Source organism: Bartonella sp. HY038 (assembly GCF_014117425.1).
GTDB lineage: Bacteria > Pseudomonadota > Alphaproteobacteria > Rhizobiales > Rhizobiaceae > HY038.
On sequence record NZ_CP059725.1, the window covers coordinates 3,318,945 to 3,335,447 of the forward strand.

At 39.2% G+C, this 16,503-nt stretch carries 17 protein-coding genes; 8 read left to right on the top strand and 9 right to left on the bottom strand.

What is annotated here, in order from left to right; translation table 11 throughout:
- Positions 1–16 precede the first annotated feature (16 nt).
- A complete protein-coding gene (locus H3299_RS14260) occupies positions 17–250 on the bottom strand; it encodes a hypothetical protein (protein WP_182418279.1) in 234 nt (77 codons plus the stop codon).
- A gap of 348 nt (positions 251–598) precedes the next feature.
- Between H3299_RS14260 and H3299_RS14265 the strand changes: the two genes are divergently transcribed.
- The 6 genes from H3299_RS14265 (at position 599) to H3299_RS14290 (ending at position 4,419) form a co-directional block, all read left to right on the top strand.
- Positions 599–1,198 carry a TetR/AcrR family transcriptional regulator gene (locus tag H3299_RS14265; protein ID WP_182418280.1) on the top strand — a complete coding sequence of 200 codons (600 nt, stop codon included), beginning with the start codon at positions 599–601 and terminating at the stop codon, positions 1,196–1,198.
- 92 nt (positions 1,199–1,290) lie between these two features.
- Entirely contained in the window at positions 1,291–2,121 is an 831-nt protein-coding gene (locus tag H3299_RS14270) for a 1-acyl-sn-glycerol-3-phosphate acyltransferase (protein ID WP_182418281.1), read from the top strand.
- Positions 2,118–2,840: an energy-coupling factor ABC transporter ATP-binding protein gene (locus H3299_RS14275; RefSeq protein WP_246708089.1), complete on the top strand. Its 723-nt coding sequence runs from the start codon at positions 2,118–2,120 to the stop codon at positions 2,838–2,840. Before H3299_RS14270 ends, H3299_RS14275 begins: the two co-directional genes overlap by 4 nt.
- Complete coding sequence (locus H3299_RS14280; protein WP_182418282.1) at positions 2,837–3,445, top strand: energy-coupling factor transporter transmembrane protein EcfT; 609 nt, start codon at positions 2,837–2,839, stop codon at positions 3,443–3,445. Before H3299_RS14275 ends, H3299_RS14280 begins: the two co-directional genes overlap by 4 nt.
- Before the next feature lie 311 nt (positions 3,446–3,756).
- Positions 3,757–3,900: a DUF1127 domain-containing protein gene (locus tag H3299_RS14285; protein ID WP_182418283.1), complete on the top strand. Its 144-nt coding sequence runs from the start codon at positions 3,757–3,759 to the stop codon at positions 3,898–3,900.
- A gap of 375 nt (positions 3,901–4,275) precedes the next feature.
- Positions 4,276–4,419 (top strand): DUF1127 domain-containing protein, encoded by a 144-nt coding sequence (locus H3299_RS14290; RefSeq protein WP_182418284.1) that lies wholly within the window; start codon positions 4,276–4,278, stop codon positions 4,417–4,419.
- A 332-nt stretch (positions 4,420–4,751) separates the two neighbouring features.
- On the opposite strand, the gene H3299_RS14295 is transcribed toward H3299_RS14290, so the two are convergent.
- Complete coding sequence (locus tag H3299_RS14295) at positions 4,752–6,572, bottom strand: ABC-F family ATP-binding cassette domain-containing protein (RefSeq protein ID WP_182418285.1); 1,821 nt, start codon at positions 6,570–6,572, stop codon at positions 4,752–4,754.
- 153 nt (positions 6,573–6,725) lie between these two features.
- Complete coding sequence (locus H3299_RS14300; RefSeq protein WP_182418286.1) at positions 6,726–7,397, bottom strand: TlpA disulfide reductase family protein; 672 nt, start codon at positions 7,395–7,397, stop codon at positions 6,726–6,728.
- Between the two features lie 31 nt (positions 7,398–7,428).
- Here H3299_RS14300 and argH point away from each other — a divergent pair, with 31 nt between their 5' ends.
- Positions 7,429–8,823, top strand: coding sequence for an argininosuccinate lyase (argH, locus tag H3299_RS14305; RefSeq protein WP_182418287.1), 1,395 nt, complete (start codon positions 7,429–7,431; stop codon positions 8,821–8,823).
- A gap of 949 nt (positions 8,824–9,772) precedes the next feature.
- On the opposite strand, the gene H3299_RS14310 is transcribed toward argH, so the two are convergent.
- From H3299_RS14310 to H3299_RS14325, 4 genes are all read right to left on the bottom strand, one after another.
- The gene (locus H3299_RS14310; RefSeq protein ID WP_182418288.1) at positions 9,773–10,633 is read right to left on the bottom strand and encodes an endonuclease/exonuclease/phosphatase family protein; all 861 of its coding nucleotides are present in this window, start codon (positions 10,631–10,633) and stop codon (positions 9,773–9,775) included.
- Positions 10,634–10,946: 313 nt separating this feature from the next.
- Positions 10,947–11,372: a DUF2569 family protein gene (locus H3299_RS14315; RefSeq protein WP_182418289.1), complete on the bottom strand. Its 426-nt coding sequence runs from the start codon at positions 11,370–11,372 to the stop codon at positions 10,947–10,949.
- Positions 11,373–11,423: 51 nt separating this feature from the next.
- Positions 11,424–11,879, bottom strand: a complete 456-nt coding sequence (locus H3299_RS14320; protein ID WP_182418290.1) for a DUF2569 family protein — start codon at positions 11,877–11,879, stop codon at positions 11,424–11,426.
- Between the two features lie 821 nt (positions 11,880–12,700).
- Positions 12,701–13,276 (bottom strand): hypothetical protein, encoded by a 576-nt coding sequence (locus tag H3299_RS14325; protein ID WP_182418291.1) that lies wholly within the window; start codon positions 13,274–13,276, stop codon positions 12,701–12,703.
- Between the two features lie 617 nt (positions 13,277–13,893).
- Between H3299_RS14325 and H3299_RS14330 the strand changes: the two genes are divergently transcribed.
- Positions 13,894–14,709, top strand: coding sequence for a MipA/OmpV family protein (locus H3299_RS14330; RefSeq protein WP_182419789.1), 816 nt, complete (start codon positions 13,894–13,896; stop codon positions 14,707–14,709).
- Between the two features lie 93 nt (positions 14,710–14,802).
- On the opposite strand, the gene H3299_RS14335 is transcribed toward H3299_RS14330, so the two are convergent.
- Both H3299_RS14335 and nudC read right to left on the bottom strand, forming a co-directional pair.
- On the bottom strand, positions 14,803–15,372 hold the full coding sequence (locus tag H3299_RS14335) for an inorganic diphosphatase (RefSeq protein WP_210276117.1): 570 nt from the start codon (positions 15,370–15,372) through the stop codon (positions 14,803–14,805).
- A 203-nt stretch (positions 15,373–15,575) separates the two neighbouring features.
- Positions 15,576–16,499, bottom strand: a complete 924-nt coding sequence (nudC, locus tag H3299_RS14340; protein WP_182418293.1) for an NAD(+) diphosphatase — start codon at positions 16,497–16,499, stop codon at positions 15,576–15,578.
- Between the last annotated feature and the right edge of the window lie 4 nt (positions 16,500–16,503).

A 16,503-nucleotide genomic window follows, 5' to 3' on the forward strand; every position in this document is an offset into this window, starting at 1 on the left:
GTTGGTATAAAAACATTCAATGGCAATGGCCAGTTTTGAAAGCATGGTTCTTAGCCAAAAATGCAATAATAAGTGCAATAAATATAAGTAGAAGAGAAAGCGTAGGTAAAGATTTGGCGCTTGTCCAGTCTAATAGATAGCCACCAATACGACCACCACCCGCTACTCCAAGGTTAAACAGCGTTACAAAGAAAAATTGTGCCATATCGGCTTCATTACCAGCGGCATCGGCAAGGGCGGTTTGTAGCAAAGTTAGCGCCCCCCCAAAAAAGTTAGTCCCCAAAGCGCAACACTTATATAAACCAGTGCCAAATGGTTAAAGACAAATGTTAATAAAACCATAGCGGTGGCAAAACGAGTAAGCAAAAAAACGACGAGACTGAAAAGGGGGAGCGATAACGGTTGATGACCGCGCTTATATTGTTCACTTGGTTGATTTAGGTGATGCACCTTTGATTTTATGGTCTTGTTTGACACATCATGTCCCTTATTTGCATTTGCCAAATTGCATTCTTTATTGATCACTAAAGAATGAAAACTTGTTTTATTTTATCAATCGACAAAGAATGGCGTGGGAATTGAAATGCGAGATTGAAAAATGGCAGGTAGACCAAGGGAATTTGATAGAGATGAGGCTTTGAAAGAAGCACGTAATCTTTTTTGGCAATATGGCTTCGAGGGAACCTCTATGGTGGATCTGGCGCAAGCGTTTAATATTGCATCGGCTCGTATTTATGCAGCCTTTGGCTTTAAAGAAGCGCTTTTTCGTGAAGCTGTCGAGCAATATCAGCTTGAAAAAGGCTCCTTCGCGAGTGTAGCGCTTGCGCAAAATAGTGATGCACGTGCCGCAATCGAGCAAGTTTTACGTGGGGCAATAGATGTTTACACCGATAAGTTTATGGGTTGTATGGTTATATCTTCCGCCGTTAATTACTCGCAAAACCATCATAATATCGCACAATGGCTCACCGTTATGCGCAATGAACGCACTGATCTGATTAAATCCTACCTTAAGCAGGCTAAATGTGATGGTACAATTGCGCCAAACTTTAATGAAACTGCTTTTGCTGATTTTTGTTGCACTGCCCTTTGCGGCTTTTCAGTACAGGCACGCGATGGGGTTGATACTAAGCGTTTAAATGCTATTGTTGAGCTGATCATGAAAGCCTATGACAGTGAAGCGCAGCCTAAGATTTAAAAATTCATCAAAATAGCTTATTTTTATTTGGTAAAATAACCCAATATGCAATAAAGCCATTTTCAGCGTGTTTATTCTGTTTTATAAACCAAATGCCCCAAAACTCTGCATTGGAAAAAATAGTGCTTTTTATACGATCGATATTATTCATTTTTGCTTTTTATACCGCATCGATATTGCAGGTTTTTCTTTATACGCCGTTTTATTTTTTCTTGCCGCGAAAAAAAGCATGGATAGTGCCTAAAATATGGGGCCGCGTTACCATGTTTTTATTTAGGCATATTGTTGGCACCAATTATCGCCTTGAAGGCATGGAGAATATACCAAAAGGTGCTTGTATTATCGCACCCAAGCATCAATCCATGTGGGAAACAATCATGCTATGTATGTGCCTTGAAGATCCAAGTCTTGTGCTCAAACGCGAATTAATGCGCTTGCCAATTTTTGGGTGGTTTATGTGGAAAATTGGCATGATTCCTATTGATCGTGGCTCCCCAATCAAGGCGATGAAAGCGGTGATTAATGGGGCGCGTGAAAAGGCTGCCGATGGCCGGCAAATCGTTATTTTTCCTGAAGGCACGCGTCAAGAGCCGGGTGCGGAACCGAGCTATAAGCCGGGAATTATACCAATTTATAGTGAATTATCCTTGCCCGTTATTCCTATTGCGCTTAATGCTGGGCTTTTTTGGCCGCGATCAACTGTCATGCGCTATCCTGGCACCGTTATTATGCGGGTTTTACCTGCCATTGAGCCAGGTCTTAATAAACGTGAATTTTTAAAAAAACTGGAAGAGGTTACTGAAAAAGCCTGCGATGATTTATTGATTGAAGCAGCAAATAGCAAAAATCCACCAGCTATGCCCCAAACAGCTGTTAAAAGACTGGCGGAACTTGGCATTGATTGGCAGGGGCAAATACGGTGAAAATTGCAACTGCCACGGCTTTAGCTAGTCCCACTTGCGATAAGCATATACAGTTGGAAGATGTCACATTAAAGCTTGGCAATAAGACCATCTTACAATCGATAAATGTAACATTACAACAACAGCGCATTGGTGTTATTGGCGCTAATGGTTCGGGTAAAAGTAGTTTTGCAAGATTGTTAAATGGGCTTTTGCTACCTAGTACTGGCACGGTTTTTATCGACGGTTTAGATACGAAAAAGGACGGTAAAAATATACGTCGCAAAGTTGGGTTTATTTTTCAAAATCCCGACAATCAAATCATTATGCCAACAATTGAGGAAGATATTGCTTTTGGGCTTAAAAATATGAAGCTCACAAAGGCGGAAATCCAAAGGCGCAGTGATGATGTTTTACAGCTCTATAATCTTGATGCGATTAAAACATCATCTGCCCATAATTTAAGTGGTGGACAAAAGCAATTATTGGCGATTTGCGGTGTTTTGGTTATGCAGCCTGAAATTATGGTTTTTGATGAACCAACAACCATGCTCGATTTGCGCAATAAAAAGCGCATTGCCGCCCTCATCAACAATCTGCCGCAACGAGTTGTCTTGGTAAGTCACGACCTTGAATTATTGAAGGATTTCGATCGTGTGCTCGTGATCGATGAAGGCAAAATAGCCTATGATGGCAGCGCCTATGATGCAATTGAATTTTATAAAAATTTAATGCAATGATGAGCAATTTTGAAAACAATGAGTCCGCACGTTTATGGGCGAAAAAAACACCTATTTGGGTGAAAATTATTTTCCTTTTTGCCCTTGGCTTATTTGTATTTTTTTTCACGCGCATCGATATTATGGCAATTGCCTTCCTATTGGCGCTGCTTGCTTATCCAATAGTTGGATTTAGCTTAACACTGCCAATTAAAAATCTTGTAAAATTATGGTGGCTGTTGCTTGGATTATTTTTGGTGCAATGGCTAACTATTCCATGGGCAGCTAGTTTAGCAATTACTTTGCGTCTTGCAATTTTATTACTTGCCGCAAATTTGATTAATGCAACGACCAAAGCAAGCGATATGCTTGACGCATTTGAGCGATTCTTTATGCTCTTTAAACCGCTTGGCGCTAACCCCAAAAAAATTGCATTGGCCTTGTCGTTGACCTTGCGATTTGTACCAGTTGTGAAAACGATTGCCGATGATATTTATGAAGCACAAAAGGCTCGCGGTTTAGAGCGTAGCTTTTTAGCACTCTTTATCCCTTTGCTTATTCGCATTATAAAAATGGGTGATGATGTTGCGCAAGCAATTTTGTCGCGCAGCTATGACAATGAATGACTCGATCAAGACATTTTTAAGCTTGAGCATAAGACTTAGCAAAGCCAAAAATACCCAATAAAATATATAAAAAATGGCAAAGAAAGAAAGCGAAAAAATATGCGCCATGCTTTAGCCGTAATGCAAACCATTTTTTATCAGATTGCGGCAAAATTAGGCCTTTATGAAAGAAATATGACTAAAAAAGGCGCTTTTTGCATGCTCTTCGCAGATCAGCTATGCAAAGTTAATACTACTCAAATTATCGTGAAAAACCTATATTGATTTTAACAAAACAATAAAACGTAACAAACAATATCTAGGTGATTAAAATGAATTTGGTTCGCTCTTTCAATAACTGGCGTCGTTACCGTACAACGGTTAATGAGTTAAATAGCCTTTCTGCTCGTGAGCTTAATGATCTTGGCATTAACCGTGCTGAAATTCCATCAATTGCTCGTCGCGCAACACGTTAATATTCAAAATTGATCATAAAATTTGATCTAGGCGCTTGCTGCTTAGTTGAGAGCTTTTAAATTGAAATTTAAATTTTTAGGGTAAATCTCCTCCTCCTATACCCTGAAAATTTTGGAAGACCGACATCTCCTCCTCCCAGTCGGTTTTCAATTCAAACACCTGCTGCATTTCCTCCCGCAGCAGGTGTTTTTTTATGGCAAAACGCATTGCCTAAAGAGCTATTTAATAAAGCCTATATTAGGAATTTTTTTAGAAATCTTTGTGAAATGGCTAGGGCAGCTATGCAAACTTGGCACTACTCAAATAAATGTGAACAGCCTATATTCAGGTTAACAAAGCAATAAAGCTTAACAAACAAAATCTAGGTGATTAAAATGAATTTGGTTCGCTCTTTCAACAACTGGCGTCGTTATCGCACAACAGTTAACGAGCTTAGCCGTCTTTCCTCTCGTGAGCTCAATGATCTTGGCATTAATCGTGCTGAAATCCCAACAATTGCTCGTCGCGCAACACGTTAATAAATTATTCATAGGCGCTCTCCAAAAATGGGTTGAGAGCTTTTGAGTTAGAAATTAGTATTATTACAGTTTTTTCAGGGGTCTCCTCCTCCTATACCCTGAAAATTTTGGAAGACCGACATCTCCTCCTCCTCCCAGTCGGTTTTCAATTCAAGCGCCTGCTGCACCTCCTCCCGCAGCAGGCGTTTTTTTATGCGTAAAATTTAGTGTTAAGCAAAGCCACGCATAAAAAAAACGCATATAATATGCGGCTTTTTGATCAAAAATTACGAAATATCAGTATATTAAAAAGGTGAGATATTTAAACCAACTCTTATCCTGATATATGTTTGCTATTCCATTTCTTCGCGCAGCATTTCAAGCTCCAACCATTCTTCTTCTTTTTCCATTAGCGATGTTTGCTTTTGCTCAAGCTTTTTAGAAAGGTCATGGAAACGGTCGGCATTTTTGCTATAAAGATTAGGATCAGATAATTCTTTTTCAAGAATCGCTATTTCACCATTGAGCTTTTCCATCTCAATCGGCAAATTATCAAGCGCGTATTTTTGTTTAAAAGAAAGTTTCCGTTTTTGTTCCTTTGCCGGCGCATTATCGTTTTTTTGTCCAGCATTTGCCGTGTCATTATTTTTGGTTGCTTTTTGCTCTTTGCGTATGCTTAGCGCCTTATCTTTACGCTGTGCTAACATATCACTATAGCCACCGGCATATTCCAACCAATCGCCATCACCTTCTGGCGCAATAACCGATGTGACGGTGCGATCAAGAAAGTCGCGATCATGACTTACAAGAATTACAGTGCCGGGGAAGCCGGCAACGAGTTCTTGCAAGAGGTCGAGGGTTTCCATATCAAGATCATTGGTGGGCTCATCGAGGATAAGCAAATTTGCAGGGCGTGCCAAAAGCCGTGCTAGCATTAATCTTGCGCGTTCACCACCCGAAAGCTCGCGAATTGGCGTGCGTGCTTGCTCGGTTTGAAAGAGAAAATCTTTCATATAGGATACAACGTGTTTTTGTTCGCCATTAACAATAACGCTATCGCCGCGCCCGTCAGTCAAATAATCTTTAAGGCTTTCATCAAGATTAAGGCTGCGTTTTTGGTCAAGCATTGCCACTTCAAGATTAACCCCAAGGCGCACACTGCCTTTATCAGGCTCTATAAGGCCGGTTAAAATTGAAAGCAGCGTGGTTTTGCCGGCACCATTAGGGCCAACAAGTCCAATACGATCACCACGATTAATACGGGTAGAAAAATCTTTAATCAAAACACGCTCGCCATAGGCTTTAGCAATATGTTTGGCTTCAACCACTAATTTACCCGAATCGCGGCTATCGGCGGCTTGCAATTGCACAACGCCTTGTGGTCCTTGATGGCTACGATGGCGGGCGCGTAAATTATGCAATTCATCAAGACGGCGAACATTTCTCTTACGCCGCGCTGTCACACCATAGCGCAGCCAATGCTCCTCACGCTCGATCTGGCGGCCAAGCTTATGCTGATCGCGTTCTTCTTCTTCTAAAACCTTATCGCGCCATTCTTCAAAAAATTTAAAGCCTTGATCCAAGCGACGGGTAACACCGCGATCAAGCCATACGGTTGAGCGGCTCACGGTTTCAAGAAAACGCCGATCATGGGAAATAATTACCAATGCCGAGCGAATTTGCGCAAGTTCATTTTCAAGCCATTCAATGGTGGTAAGATCAAGGTGGTTGGTTGGCTCATCTAATAATAAAACATCGGGTGAGGGCGCAAGTACACGGGCAAGGGCTGCACGGCGAGCCTCACCACCAGATAAATCACGCGGATTAGCTTCACCACTTAAACCCAAATGATCCAATAAATAACCAACCCGGTAATGGTCATCAGCTGGCCCAAGTCCTGCCTCAACATAGGCCTCCACCGTGTCAAAACCATCCATATCAGGACTTTGTGGCAAATAGCGAATGGTCGCACCTGGATGACGGAAAATTTCGCCATCAGTTGGCTCAACAAGACCAGCTGCTATTTTTAAAAGGGTGGATTTACCAGACCCATTGCGGCCAACTAATGCAATGCGCTCCCCCTCGCTAACACTTAAATTGGCATTGGTTAATAAAGGAGTGCCCCCGAAGGTAAGCGATAATTGATCAAGGGTTAAAAGAGGAGGATTGGCCATAATATCTCATATTGTTAAGCAGCTTTAAAACTTTAATAGCGGTGTATAGCATTTTAGCTCTAAGTGGAAACCGCTTTTATAGGAACTAGCAAAATAAAAGCAAAAAACCGGCTTTTTAAAAACCGGCTTTAAAGCAGTGAAGTAAATTAAGCTTTATTGTGCATCAAGTTCTTTGACCTTGTCGATGAACTTCATAGCATCTGCATCGCCCCAAGGAGCAGAGCCGATAAGGCTAGCCGTCAAACAACCATCCTTGTCAATAATCAATGTGGTTGGAAGCCCGAGTGCCAAACCTTCACGGCGTAATTTATAAAAAATTGCCATTGAAGTATCGCGATAAAACGGCAAATTATCAGCTTTATATTCTTTTAAGAAGTCATGCACATAGCTATCTTCTTGCTTATCAACATTGACTGCAACAACAGCAAGAGAATCATCTGCTTTTTCGTCTTGCACCTTGGCAATATCGGGCATTTCCTCACGGCATGGCCCACACCACGTTGCCCAAAGGTTTAAGAAAACTGTTTGTCCCTTAAAATCAGAAACTTTAACTTCTTTACCATCCGCGTTTTTAAAGGTTAAATCACCGGCATAAAACGGATCTTGCGCCATAATAACATTGGTAAACTCGCCAGAACGACTTTTTTTCAACGAGCTTAATTTTTGTTCATTTAACGCACAAGACTTATTTTCTGCCATTGAGGGGGCGGGGAAAATCGCGTATAGCAAAAATGGTAGAAGGGCAAAAATATACGAGCTTTTAGGTTTAAAAATAGTTTTTATTGCTGTTTTAATCCTTTTGCCATAAGGTTTTTCTTCAAGCATTTTATTATTCCTTTAATTCAGGGCCAAGATTATGACTGAGACCGATAAAAGCAACCAGATGTGGGGTGGACGTTTTGCCTCTGGCCCCGACGCTATTATGGAAGAAATTAATGCTTCCATTGATTATGACCGCAAACTTTATAAACAAGATATCAAAGGTTCCCTTGCTCATGCAGCGATGCTTGCTAAACAAGGTATTATTTCTGCTCATGATATGCAAGAGATAGAGCGCGGATTGCATATTATTTTGAAAGAAATTGAAAGCGGTAGCTTTGTTTTTTCACGCCGCCTTGAAGATATTCATATGAATATTGAAGCGCGTCTTAAGGATCTTATTGGCGAACCGGCAGGGCGTTTGCATACCGCGCGTTCGCGTAATGATCAGGTGGCGGTTGATTTTCGTCTCTGGGTTAAGGATGAAACGCAAAAGACCGCTGCTAGCCTTCATAAATTAATTGTTCTTTTAGTAAAGCGTGCGGAACAATTTGCTGGAAATTATATGCCGGGCTTTACTCACTTACAAACGGCGCAGCCAGTTACCTATGGTCACCACCTTATGGCCTATGTTGAAATGTTTGGCCGTGATTTGTCGCGTATGCAAGATGCGGTCAATCGCATGGACGAGTCACCCCTTGGTGCCGCAGCCCTTGCCGGTACGGGCTTTCCAACCGATCGTTTCATGACCGCTAAATTATTAGGCTTTCGTGAACCAACCCGCAATTCGATTGATAGCGTATCTGATCGTGACTATGCGCTGGAGTTTTTAAGTGCAGCCTCGATTTGCGCCACCCATCTATCCCGTATGGCTGAGGAAATTGTTATTTGGTCAACACCACAATTTAATTTTGTGCGCTTGTCTGACAGTTTTTCAACCGGCTCATCAATTATGCCACAAAAGAAAAACCCTGATGCCGCAGAGCTTATCCGTGCAAAAACGGGCCGTATCAATGGTGCATTAATCACATTGCTGACCGTGATGAAAGGCTTACCGCTTGCCTATTCTAAAGACATGCAAGAAGATAAGGAAGCAGTATTTGACGCGGCTGAAACCTTAGAGCTGTGCATTGCTGCTATGACGGGTATGATGAGCGATATTCACATTAATACCGATGCTATGGCAAAAGCTGCAGGCTCTGGTTTTTCCACTGCTACCGATCTTGCTGATTGGCTAGTGCGCGTGCTTGGCTTACCCTTTAGGGAGGCTCACCACGTTACTGGACGTGCGGTTGCACTAGCTGAAGAAAAGAAAGTGGAACTTGGTGCGCTAACCTTGCAAGACTTACAATCTATCCATAAGGATATTACCAGTGATGTATTTGGTTACCTCACCGTAGAAAAGTCGGTTGAAAGCCGTCAATCTTACGGTGGTACAGCGCCAAATCAAGTGCGCCAACAAATCGAAAATTGGAAAAAGCGCTTATCATAAAATTGCAATCTACTTTTTTAAGATTGCATGGTGCAACAGCATGGCGGACTCACATTTTAAGTCCGCCTGACTTAGCCTTTTTGATAAAAATCAATTTTAAAATACCTCATTTTATCAATCGCGTGTAAAATTAATATGCGTGTGAAATATATTAGTAAAATAGATGCGATGCAGTTTGATTTTTTGTCGCGAAACTTTGTTGAAATTGATTAAAGTATTTACAAATAATTAAAATTGAGGTTATCTATTTACTCAAGTAACCTGTTTAATCAGTATTCAAATACAACTTAAGCGCGATTTAGAGAATTATAAATATATTTAATCAAAAAATAATGGCTCGAAATGGAGCTAGTTTATATTTTCTAATATTAATTTCTTGGAAATTATGTAATTTTTAGTTGTATTTTTCTTGAGAATTTAAAACAAAACAGTTTTCCACCACATTCTAGCCATAAACTAATTAGCCGGTTAATTTTATTTGACATGAATCAAAATACACCATATAGTTGTATTGCTATCATATGATATCCTGCATGTGTTAGCGGCAGAACGGTGCCCCGCAATTAGCCGTCTGTCATCCCGGCCTCAGGACGTAATCCGGATGCTTCTGCATCCGGATTATTATTTTATAGAGATATTGGTTAGCAAGAAATTATTGCCGTTGCTGAGTAGTTGTATTTAAACCAACATAGCCGTATCTCTTGCCAGTATTTTCGCAAAAATATTAGTTTAATCCAAAATATCCAAAAATCTTTCGTAATACCGACTATAAGCTTTTAAAAAAATCTAAAATTTATTCAACAAAATCGAACTAAAAACTAATTTAGCAGTTTGTGTAGAGTTTTACTTGAGTTGGTTTGGCAAAAATTCAGATTAGTTAATATTATGGACATAGAACTTCTGCAGTTATAATAAGTCTTTCGTAAAATGCTTATGACAAAATATTCTATTAAGTGTTTGCTGCGACATTCATGCTATTTAAAGCGCCAAGGATATCAATATGGGCTTTGATGGGTAGGTGATCTGATGCAATGCGGGCCAAAGCACTTTTGTGCACCTCAACAGAATTTATTAGATTTTTAGGATAAGCAAACACGCGATCCAAAGCTAAGACGGGAAAACGCGCAGGAAAACTTGGTAAAGTTCCCATTGCAAGGTCAAAAAGCGGTGATAGGCTGGTGAGAGATGAACCTTTACCAATACGCCATTCATTCAGATCACCAATTAATAAAGTTGGCATGTCTGGGCGCGTTTCAAGATAGCTTAAAATAGTTTTTGCTTGCTGTATACGCGAACGGTGTAATAAACCAAAATGCGCACCAATAACTCGTAGGGGGCCATAAATTAACTCAAATTCAACAATGACAGCGCCGCGGGGCTCTAATCCTGGCAATTTTATTTGATGTACATCACGCACTTCGCCATTACGAAAAAATAGCCCATTGCCGTGCCAACCGTGACCAAGCGATGACATGGCTTGTATTGGTACCGGCTTTAATCCGGTGCGCTCATTTAAATAATCCAGATCCAAAAGGCCTATGCGCTCCCCAAAGCGTTTATCGATTTCTTGCAAACCAATAATATCAGCATTAAGTTCGGAAATAACATTAACAATTCTTTCAGGATTAAATATCTTGTCAAGGCCCACACATTTATGAACATTATAGGATGCGATAACCGTATCGCCACCCTCCCTATCTGCTGATAGTGGCCGATGTCCGCGACGATTTCTAATCGCAGAATCGACATTCTGGCGTAGTGTTTTATTGTTGAGCTTAGGAAAGGAAAATCGCTTTTTCTTTTTATCCATTTTTCACTTCCTCATAGATCATTTTTAGCAACTAATTTTCGTCACCGTTATTTTATCCATTATGATCCCAAAAAACATCAATTTACTGTTCGTATTGTTAAAAAAATAATCAATTATCTGTGTAACATTGTCGTTTTGCAATTTGTCATTTTGACATTACAATTTTATGAAAGGTTAAAGGCCGTCTAAAATGTTTCATTGTAAGGCAAATTCTAGCAACTTAAATCAGTTGCCTTTATTCAATTTATAAAGGTTTCTTTGACCCGTTTGGAGCAATATATATAAATTAATAAAATTATATCTATGAATAAAATCAAAAGAATCTCAAAATAAAATTTAAAAAATAATTCAAATATTCAAAATTTGGTATTTGCTTTATATAAGCTGCATTATAAAGAAAATTACTTATTAAAAATAATATAAACATAGTGGGGAAATAATAGTATTTTTTGAAATATCCAATTGCAATGATAAAGAGCATCACAAATTGGAATAAAAATAATGGAAACAAAAAGCTAGTATTTAATAGCTTCGCTACAACGAAATTATTTGAAAAAGCAGCGTTAAAGAAATAAGTTGAAAAATCACTATTAAAAATTGCAATAATGTCGCGTATACATGAAATTGTAAATAAACTAAGATAAAGGGCAACCAAGTAAAGCGCGCCGCCAATTTTAGTATTTTTTACAATTTTTCCCTTCTTTGCGGTGATATTGCTACTTGTATTTATACCATTCATAACGGTTCCAAACTCAATCTAAGAATTGAAATAACTATATTTAAAAAACAATTAATTAACGAAGGTGTTTTTTACTCGCTTAGAAAAAATAATATAGAATAGAAAAATAACAGCTATAAAACAGCCTAGCCAATAAATAGGGGACGTAAACACTTCATCTTTTTTAAATCTATATTTAAAAAATAAGGCATAACCAACATCCAAGCAAATTCGATAGATCAAAAATGCAATAAATACATATGGGAAGGTTCGTTTTTCCTTAAGTAACCCTATGAAAGCCATTGTCATTAAGACTAAATCAAATAAGAATGGAGCAGAAAGAAATGAGACTAAAACTTGGGTGAAGCTGTCAAAATCGTAAATAAATTGAACCTTATTTAAAATATAGCTTACATTATAAACCACGTGATATGTTAAGTATATTGCAACGAAATAAAGCAATCCACCAATTTTAAGGTCACTTTTTTTAAATTTATTTTTCACTACTAAATTACTTGAAGCGTTCAATATGTTTTCCTCGATTGGAAGCCAATTATAAATAAGTTCGATATAGTTAAAATATTAGAATTTTTTTAAGATATGACTTAGGCGGGATTTTATAGTCAACACCGTTACTATAAACAATGTAATGGCGATTATTCAAGTACTGGTTATTATATATATTATAAAATCATTATTTAGCTTTAATATCTGCTAAGGTGGATGTTGTTTAATATGATTATGCTGATGGTTAGACAAAGAAAACTATCACAAATTTTGATAAATTCATTCAATTTATTTGCTGTTGCTAGTGAGCACTTTTGGCTCGTACGCTTAATGTAAATACAAGACGCCAGCCATTAGCTTGTATTCTGGCAAAAATTGAGCGCTACAAATGAGCTCTTTATGATTTTTCAATATACTAGCTTGGCTTTGCTTGGAAATGGTGTGGCGTTTTCAGTATCAAAATAGCGTTTAGCGCTTCAATATCGGTATTTGGATAATTTGTTCAGGTTATTTTTCTTGCAAGAAATAGGTGCTAAACATGGTTGATGTTAAATAGGCTGCTATAAAGTTTACCGCCTGATTTAGTCATAAAAATACGCAAATGAGTGATCCGCGAGGATATTAGCGATTGGGTTCGGGTAATATCGAAACTCAAACGAATTCTCGCACTTCGCGTTGATGGAAAAGCTCATAAATGGTTTAGCAGGCGTGAAATTATTAAAATTTTACGGCAGATTAAAAAACTGTTTAGATGAAAAAATATGAAATCTCATTGCACATTATTGAGTGAGATTATTGTGAATATGTAAATGCATCAAGCTCTCAGTTAGATAATTAAAAATCTATGTTTTTTTTATCGCTCCCTTAATTGCCAGATGGATAAGAGTAAAAAGGCTAATGAGGGCAGCAGCATAGATCAGATAAATAGAAATGCCAAAGGTTTGATTAATGTCAACGCCGTTTTTGGCAAGGCATGAATTAAATGCTGTATCGACACGTTTTGCTATCACGAAGAATATGCCAAATAATGAAGCAAAGCTGCAAACTATGTATGCGAAAATAGTGCTTAAAATTTCGTAGGCCGACATGATGATAAAAATAATGCCAAGGAGGATGCTTGCCCACATCATCGAATAGGAGCCAATACGCCACATCTTATACTGGTTGCGAAAAAGAAAACTAACACTGAGCACCAGTGGCAAGGCGACAAAAAGCAGCCAAATAATTGGACCAAATGTTGTTGCCCAAAGTGGGGTGCCGCCCCAAATAGTCAATTCGGGTTGGTTTTTTGGGTAATGATAGGTGGTGAATGCTGAGGCTATTATACAGATGATGACTGCAAAGCTTGCTACATTAAAAAAACGTTGTGATGGATTGTTCTCGGCTTTAAGAGTTTCAAGATCGTTTTTTTCTTGCATTTTCGCCTCCTTTAATATATTTGAACATAATTCAATGTTGAACGATGTTCAATATGAAAGAGAAATAAAGCAAATTTATGATATTATAATTTGAAATGTGTTGTGGAGTATTTAAAATTTTACATAATAAACAATTTGTTATATTTTTTAAGGAAATTAAGTGATTGTTTTGTGTTAAATGGAATCAAATAGGCGGATTGTTTACTTGGCGCTCGTCACTTGGTAAAAACCACTTATCATCTACGGATAAAGCGTGAATGCATATTAAGTCGAGGCAAGCACTCTAATCTTTTTTTAAATGCTATTGGCAGCAAAATTTAGGAATAAATTTTAACCCTTTGGAAACCATAAAATAGAAGAAAGCATTTTTGGGCTCAAAATATAAAACTTGATTTCATTGTTTAAATCAAATTTTACACTTATTGCCGACAATGATGCTGTTTTCTTTTAAACTTTCAGGTAATATGGTTAATCTTGACCACTGGAAATGTGAAAACAAGGCGGGGTTTATATTGGAGTTTTATAACGTGTTTTTAGGTCATTACATACGAAGCGGCACAAAAAAAATAATTACTGCTGCACTTTTATCAGCCGCATCATTTGCTGCGCTACCCGCTATGGCTGCCGATTATAATAGTGGCAATGGCTATAATAATAATGGCAGTGGCTATAATGATGGCATTGCTATGCCGCAAGAAAAAGCACATTTTTGGTCTGGTAACTGGTCGCTCACCTTAGGCGGTTCTGCTTATAGTGCGCCGAGCTATGAAGGTGATTCTAAAAACGAACTTAAGTTTGCGCCCATTTTTTCGATCGGTCGTACTGGTTCTGAAGCACGCTTTTCTTCACGAAATGATAATCCTTCCTTTGGTCTCATTTCCTCTGGCCCATTTAATGCCGGTATTGTTGGCAAGATTATTTGGCAACGCGATGGTGGCACATCCGACGATCTTAAAGGCATGAAGCGCGTAAAACTTGGCGGCGAAGCAGGTCTTTTTGCTGAACTTTATCCAGTTGATTGGATGCGCGCCCGTGTTGAAGTGCGCCATGGTATCCGCTCTCACCAGGGTGTTGTTGCCGATATTGCTGTTGATGCTTTCCACGATGTTACGCCAACCGTTCGCGTGTCGGCAGGCCCAAGAATGTTTGTTGCTTCAAAGGATTATTATAAAGCCTTCTATGGTGTCGATGAAATTCGTGCACCATTAACCGGCCTCAAGCCCTATAATCCAAAAGGCGGCATTGGTTCTGTTGGTGCTGGCGGTGCTGTGACTTGGAAAACCACTGATAAGATTACCACCAGTCTTTTTGCTGAATATGATCGCTTAACTGGCCCTTCTGCTGATTCTAGCCTAGTTAAGCAACGCGGCTCTAAAAATCAATTCACCGTTGGTGTATCAGGCAGCTACCGTTTTGACTTCACTCTTGATTAAGAGTTAAACATTAAGGCATAAATAAAGCGCTTGTGTTTGTTGAACACAAGCGCTTTATTTATTTTTGAGATATGATTACCGCGATTATTAGACTTAATGGGCGGTATTTTTTTCTCTATAGGCATCAATGGCTGTTTTAATCGCTATACGAGCAGCTCTCGCATCCTCAAAGCCATTTAACTCGACTTTTTTGCGCCCTTCGGGTAAATTTTTGTAAATGGCGAAAAATTGCTCAAGCCGCAAAACTTCTATTTTTGGCAAGTCTTTAAGGTCTTTTATATTGTCATAGGTTGGATCAATTTTTGATGTTGGTACGGCAACAATTTTATCATCGGCTTCACCGCCATCAATCATTTTTAATATGCCTATGGGGCGTACTTTAATCGCTGCACCTGGCATAATTGGGCTGCGAGTATAAACAATGACGTCAAGAGGATCGCCATCACCTGCAAGACTGCTTGGCACCGAACCATAATTGGCAGGATAAACCACAGGCATAGATTGGAAGCGGTCAACAAAAATAAGCCCGCTTTCCTTATCAATTTCATATTTTACATTACTGCCTTGCGGTATTTCAATGACGGCGACAAATTCGTCTGGAACCTTGTCACTTTGCGGTAAGCGGTCAAGATGTACTTGTGCAAAAGCAGATAAAGCAGACATAGACAGCAGCGCCCCAATTGCGCAAATACGAAAAATTTTTAACATAATAACCTCGACATTCGAAATACAGTCAAGTGTTATCGTTACGACATTGCAGTTTCATGACAAAACTAGGTGGCGATGGGGCAAGCTTGTTTATATGGAGCTGTTGTGACAACTATTGCAGCGTGATTATTATCATAATAGTCAGATTTTCAGCCTGTTTAGCTTCTTCCTCTTGAAAATTTATTTAACCAACGACGTATGAGATAATTAGCAATAGAGCCTGTAGGAGGAAGACTAAAGTTCTGCGGATGCTCTTCAAGCAGCATGGTCTTCACTTCACTGCGGTCAAACCATTGGGCCTGCTCAATTTCACTATCGTCAATTATAATATTATTATCAAGGGCATCAGCAAAACTACCAAGCATTAAGGCTTGGGGAAAAGGCCATGGTTGGCTTGCAATATAAGTGACTTCACCAATTTTAATCTGCACTTCTTCAAATACTTCGCGGCGTACCGCTGCTTCAAATGTTTCACCCTGTTCAATAAACCCTGCAAGACAGGAAAAGCGCTTTTCAGTAAAATTATGATTATGGGCCAAAAGGCATTTATCGCGTCGTGTTACCAACATGATGGCAATAGGATCAACCCGTGGGAAATGCTCCGCTCCGCAACGGCTACAACTGCGACGATTGCCGCCACAACGCATCAAGGTTTCATTGCCGCAACTCGCACAAAAGCCATTATTATCATGCCAATTTAAAAGCGATGAAGCTTGCGCCAAAGCACCCACCAATGGTGGTGCAATTTTTGTATCAGTATAAAGACTGCGCAAATTACTGGCAGTAAACGGCTCGGTTAAATCATCAATCTTGATATCACTATGGGCCGCGAGAATCGAACGGCCACGATATTGCCCGAGATAAACGGCACTTTTCCAATTGGGATCAAATTGCTGGACTTCGCCAAGAGTAAGTAATGGCGTATCTTCCTTTTGTACAGCAAGACCATTTATAAACAATATTACTAAGCTTTCGTCAGATTTTAGCGCAAGCTCCACACAATCATCGCTGCGCTTTTCACTATCGCGGATAATTGGATTGCCAGTAAAAGCAATATTTGAAAAAGAAATTGGTGCTGGCATATCA

Coding starts and splice junctions, on each gene's coding strand:
- H3299_RS14280 (WP_182418282.1), top strand. CDS start 2,837: ATGATGAGCAATTTTGAAAACAATGAGTCCGCACGTTTATGGGCGAAA.
- H3299_RS14330 (WP_182419789.1), top strand. CDS start 13,894: ATGGCTGCCGATTATAATAGTGGCAATGGCTATAATAATAATGGCAGT.
- H3299_RS14300 (WP_182418286.1), bottom strand. CDS start 7,397: ATGCTTGAAGAAAAACCTTATGGCAAAAGGATTAAAACAGCAATAAAA.
- H3299_RS14335 (WP_210276117.1), bottom strand. CDS start 15,372: ATGTCTGCTTTATCTGCTTTTGCACAAGTACATCTTGACCGCTTACCG.
- H3299_RS14290 (WP_182418284.1), top strand. CDS start 4,276: ATGAATTTGGTTCGCTCTTTCAACAACTGGCGTCGTTATCGCACAACA.
- argH (WP_182418287.1), top strand. CDS start 7,429: ATGACTGAGACCGATAAAAGCAACCAGATGTGGGGTGGACGTTTTGCC.
- H3299_RS14285 (WP_182418283.1), top strand. CDS start 3,757: ATGAATTTGGTTCGCTCTTTCAATAACTGGCGTCGTTACCGTACAACG.
- H3299_RS14295 (WP_182418285.1), bottom strand. CDS start 6,572: ATGGCCAATCCTCCTCTTTTAACCCTTGATCAATTATCGCTTACCTTC.
- H3299_RS14270 (WP_182418281.1), top strand. CDS start 1,291: ATGCCCCAAAACTCTGCATTGGAAAAAATAGTGCTTTTTATACGATCG.
- H3299_RS14325 (WP_182418291.1), bottom strand. CDS start 13,276: ATGCAAGAAAAAAACGATCTTGAAACTCTTAAAGCCGAGAACAATCCA.
- nudC (WP_182418293.1), bottom strand. CDS start 16,499: ATGCCAGCACCAATTTCTTTTTCAAATATTGCTTTTACTGGCAATCCA.
- H3299_RS14310 (WP_182418288.1), bottom strand. CDS start 10,633: ATGGATAAAAAGAAAAAGCGATTTTCCTTTCCTAAGCTCAACAATAAA.
- H3299_RS14315 (WP_182418289.1), bottom strand. CDS start 11,372: ATGAATGGTATAAATACAAGTAGCAATATCACCGCAAAGAAGGGAAAA.
- H3299_RS14265 (WP_182418280.1), top strand. CDS start 599: ATGGCAGGTAGACCAAGGGAATTTGATAGAGATGAGGCTTTGAAAGAA.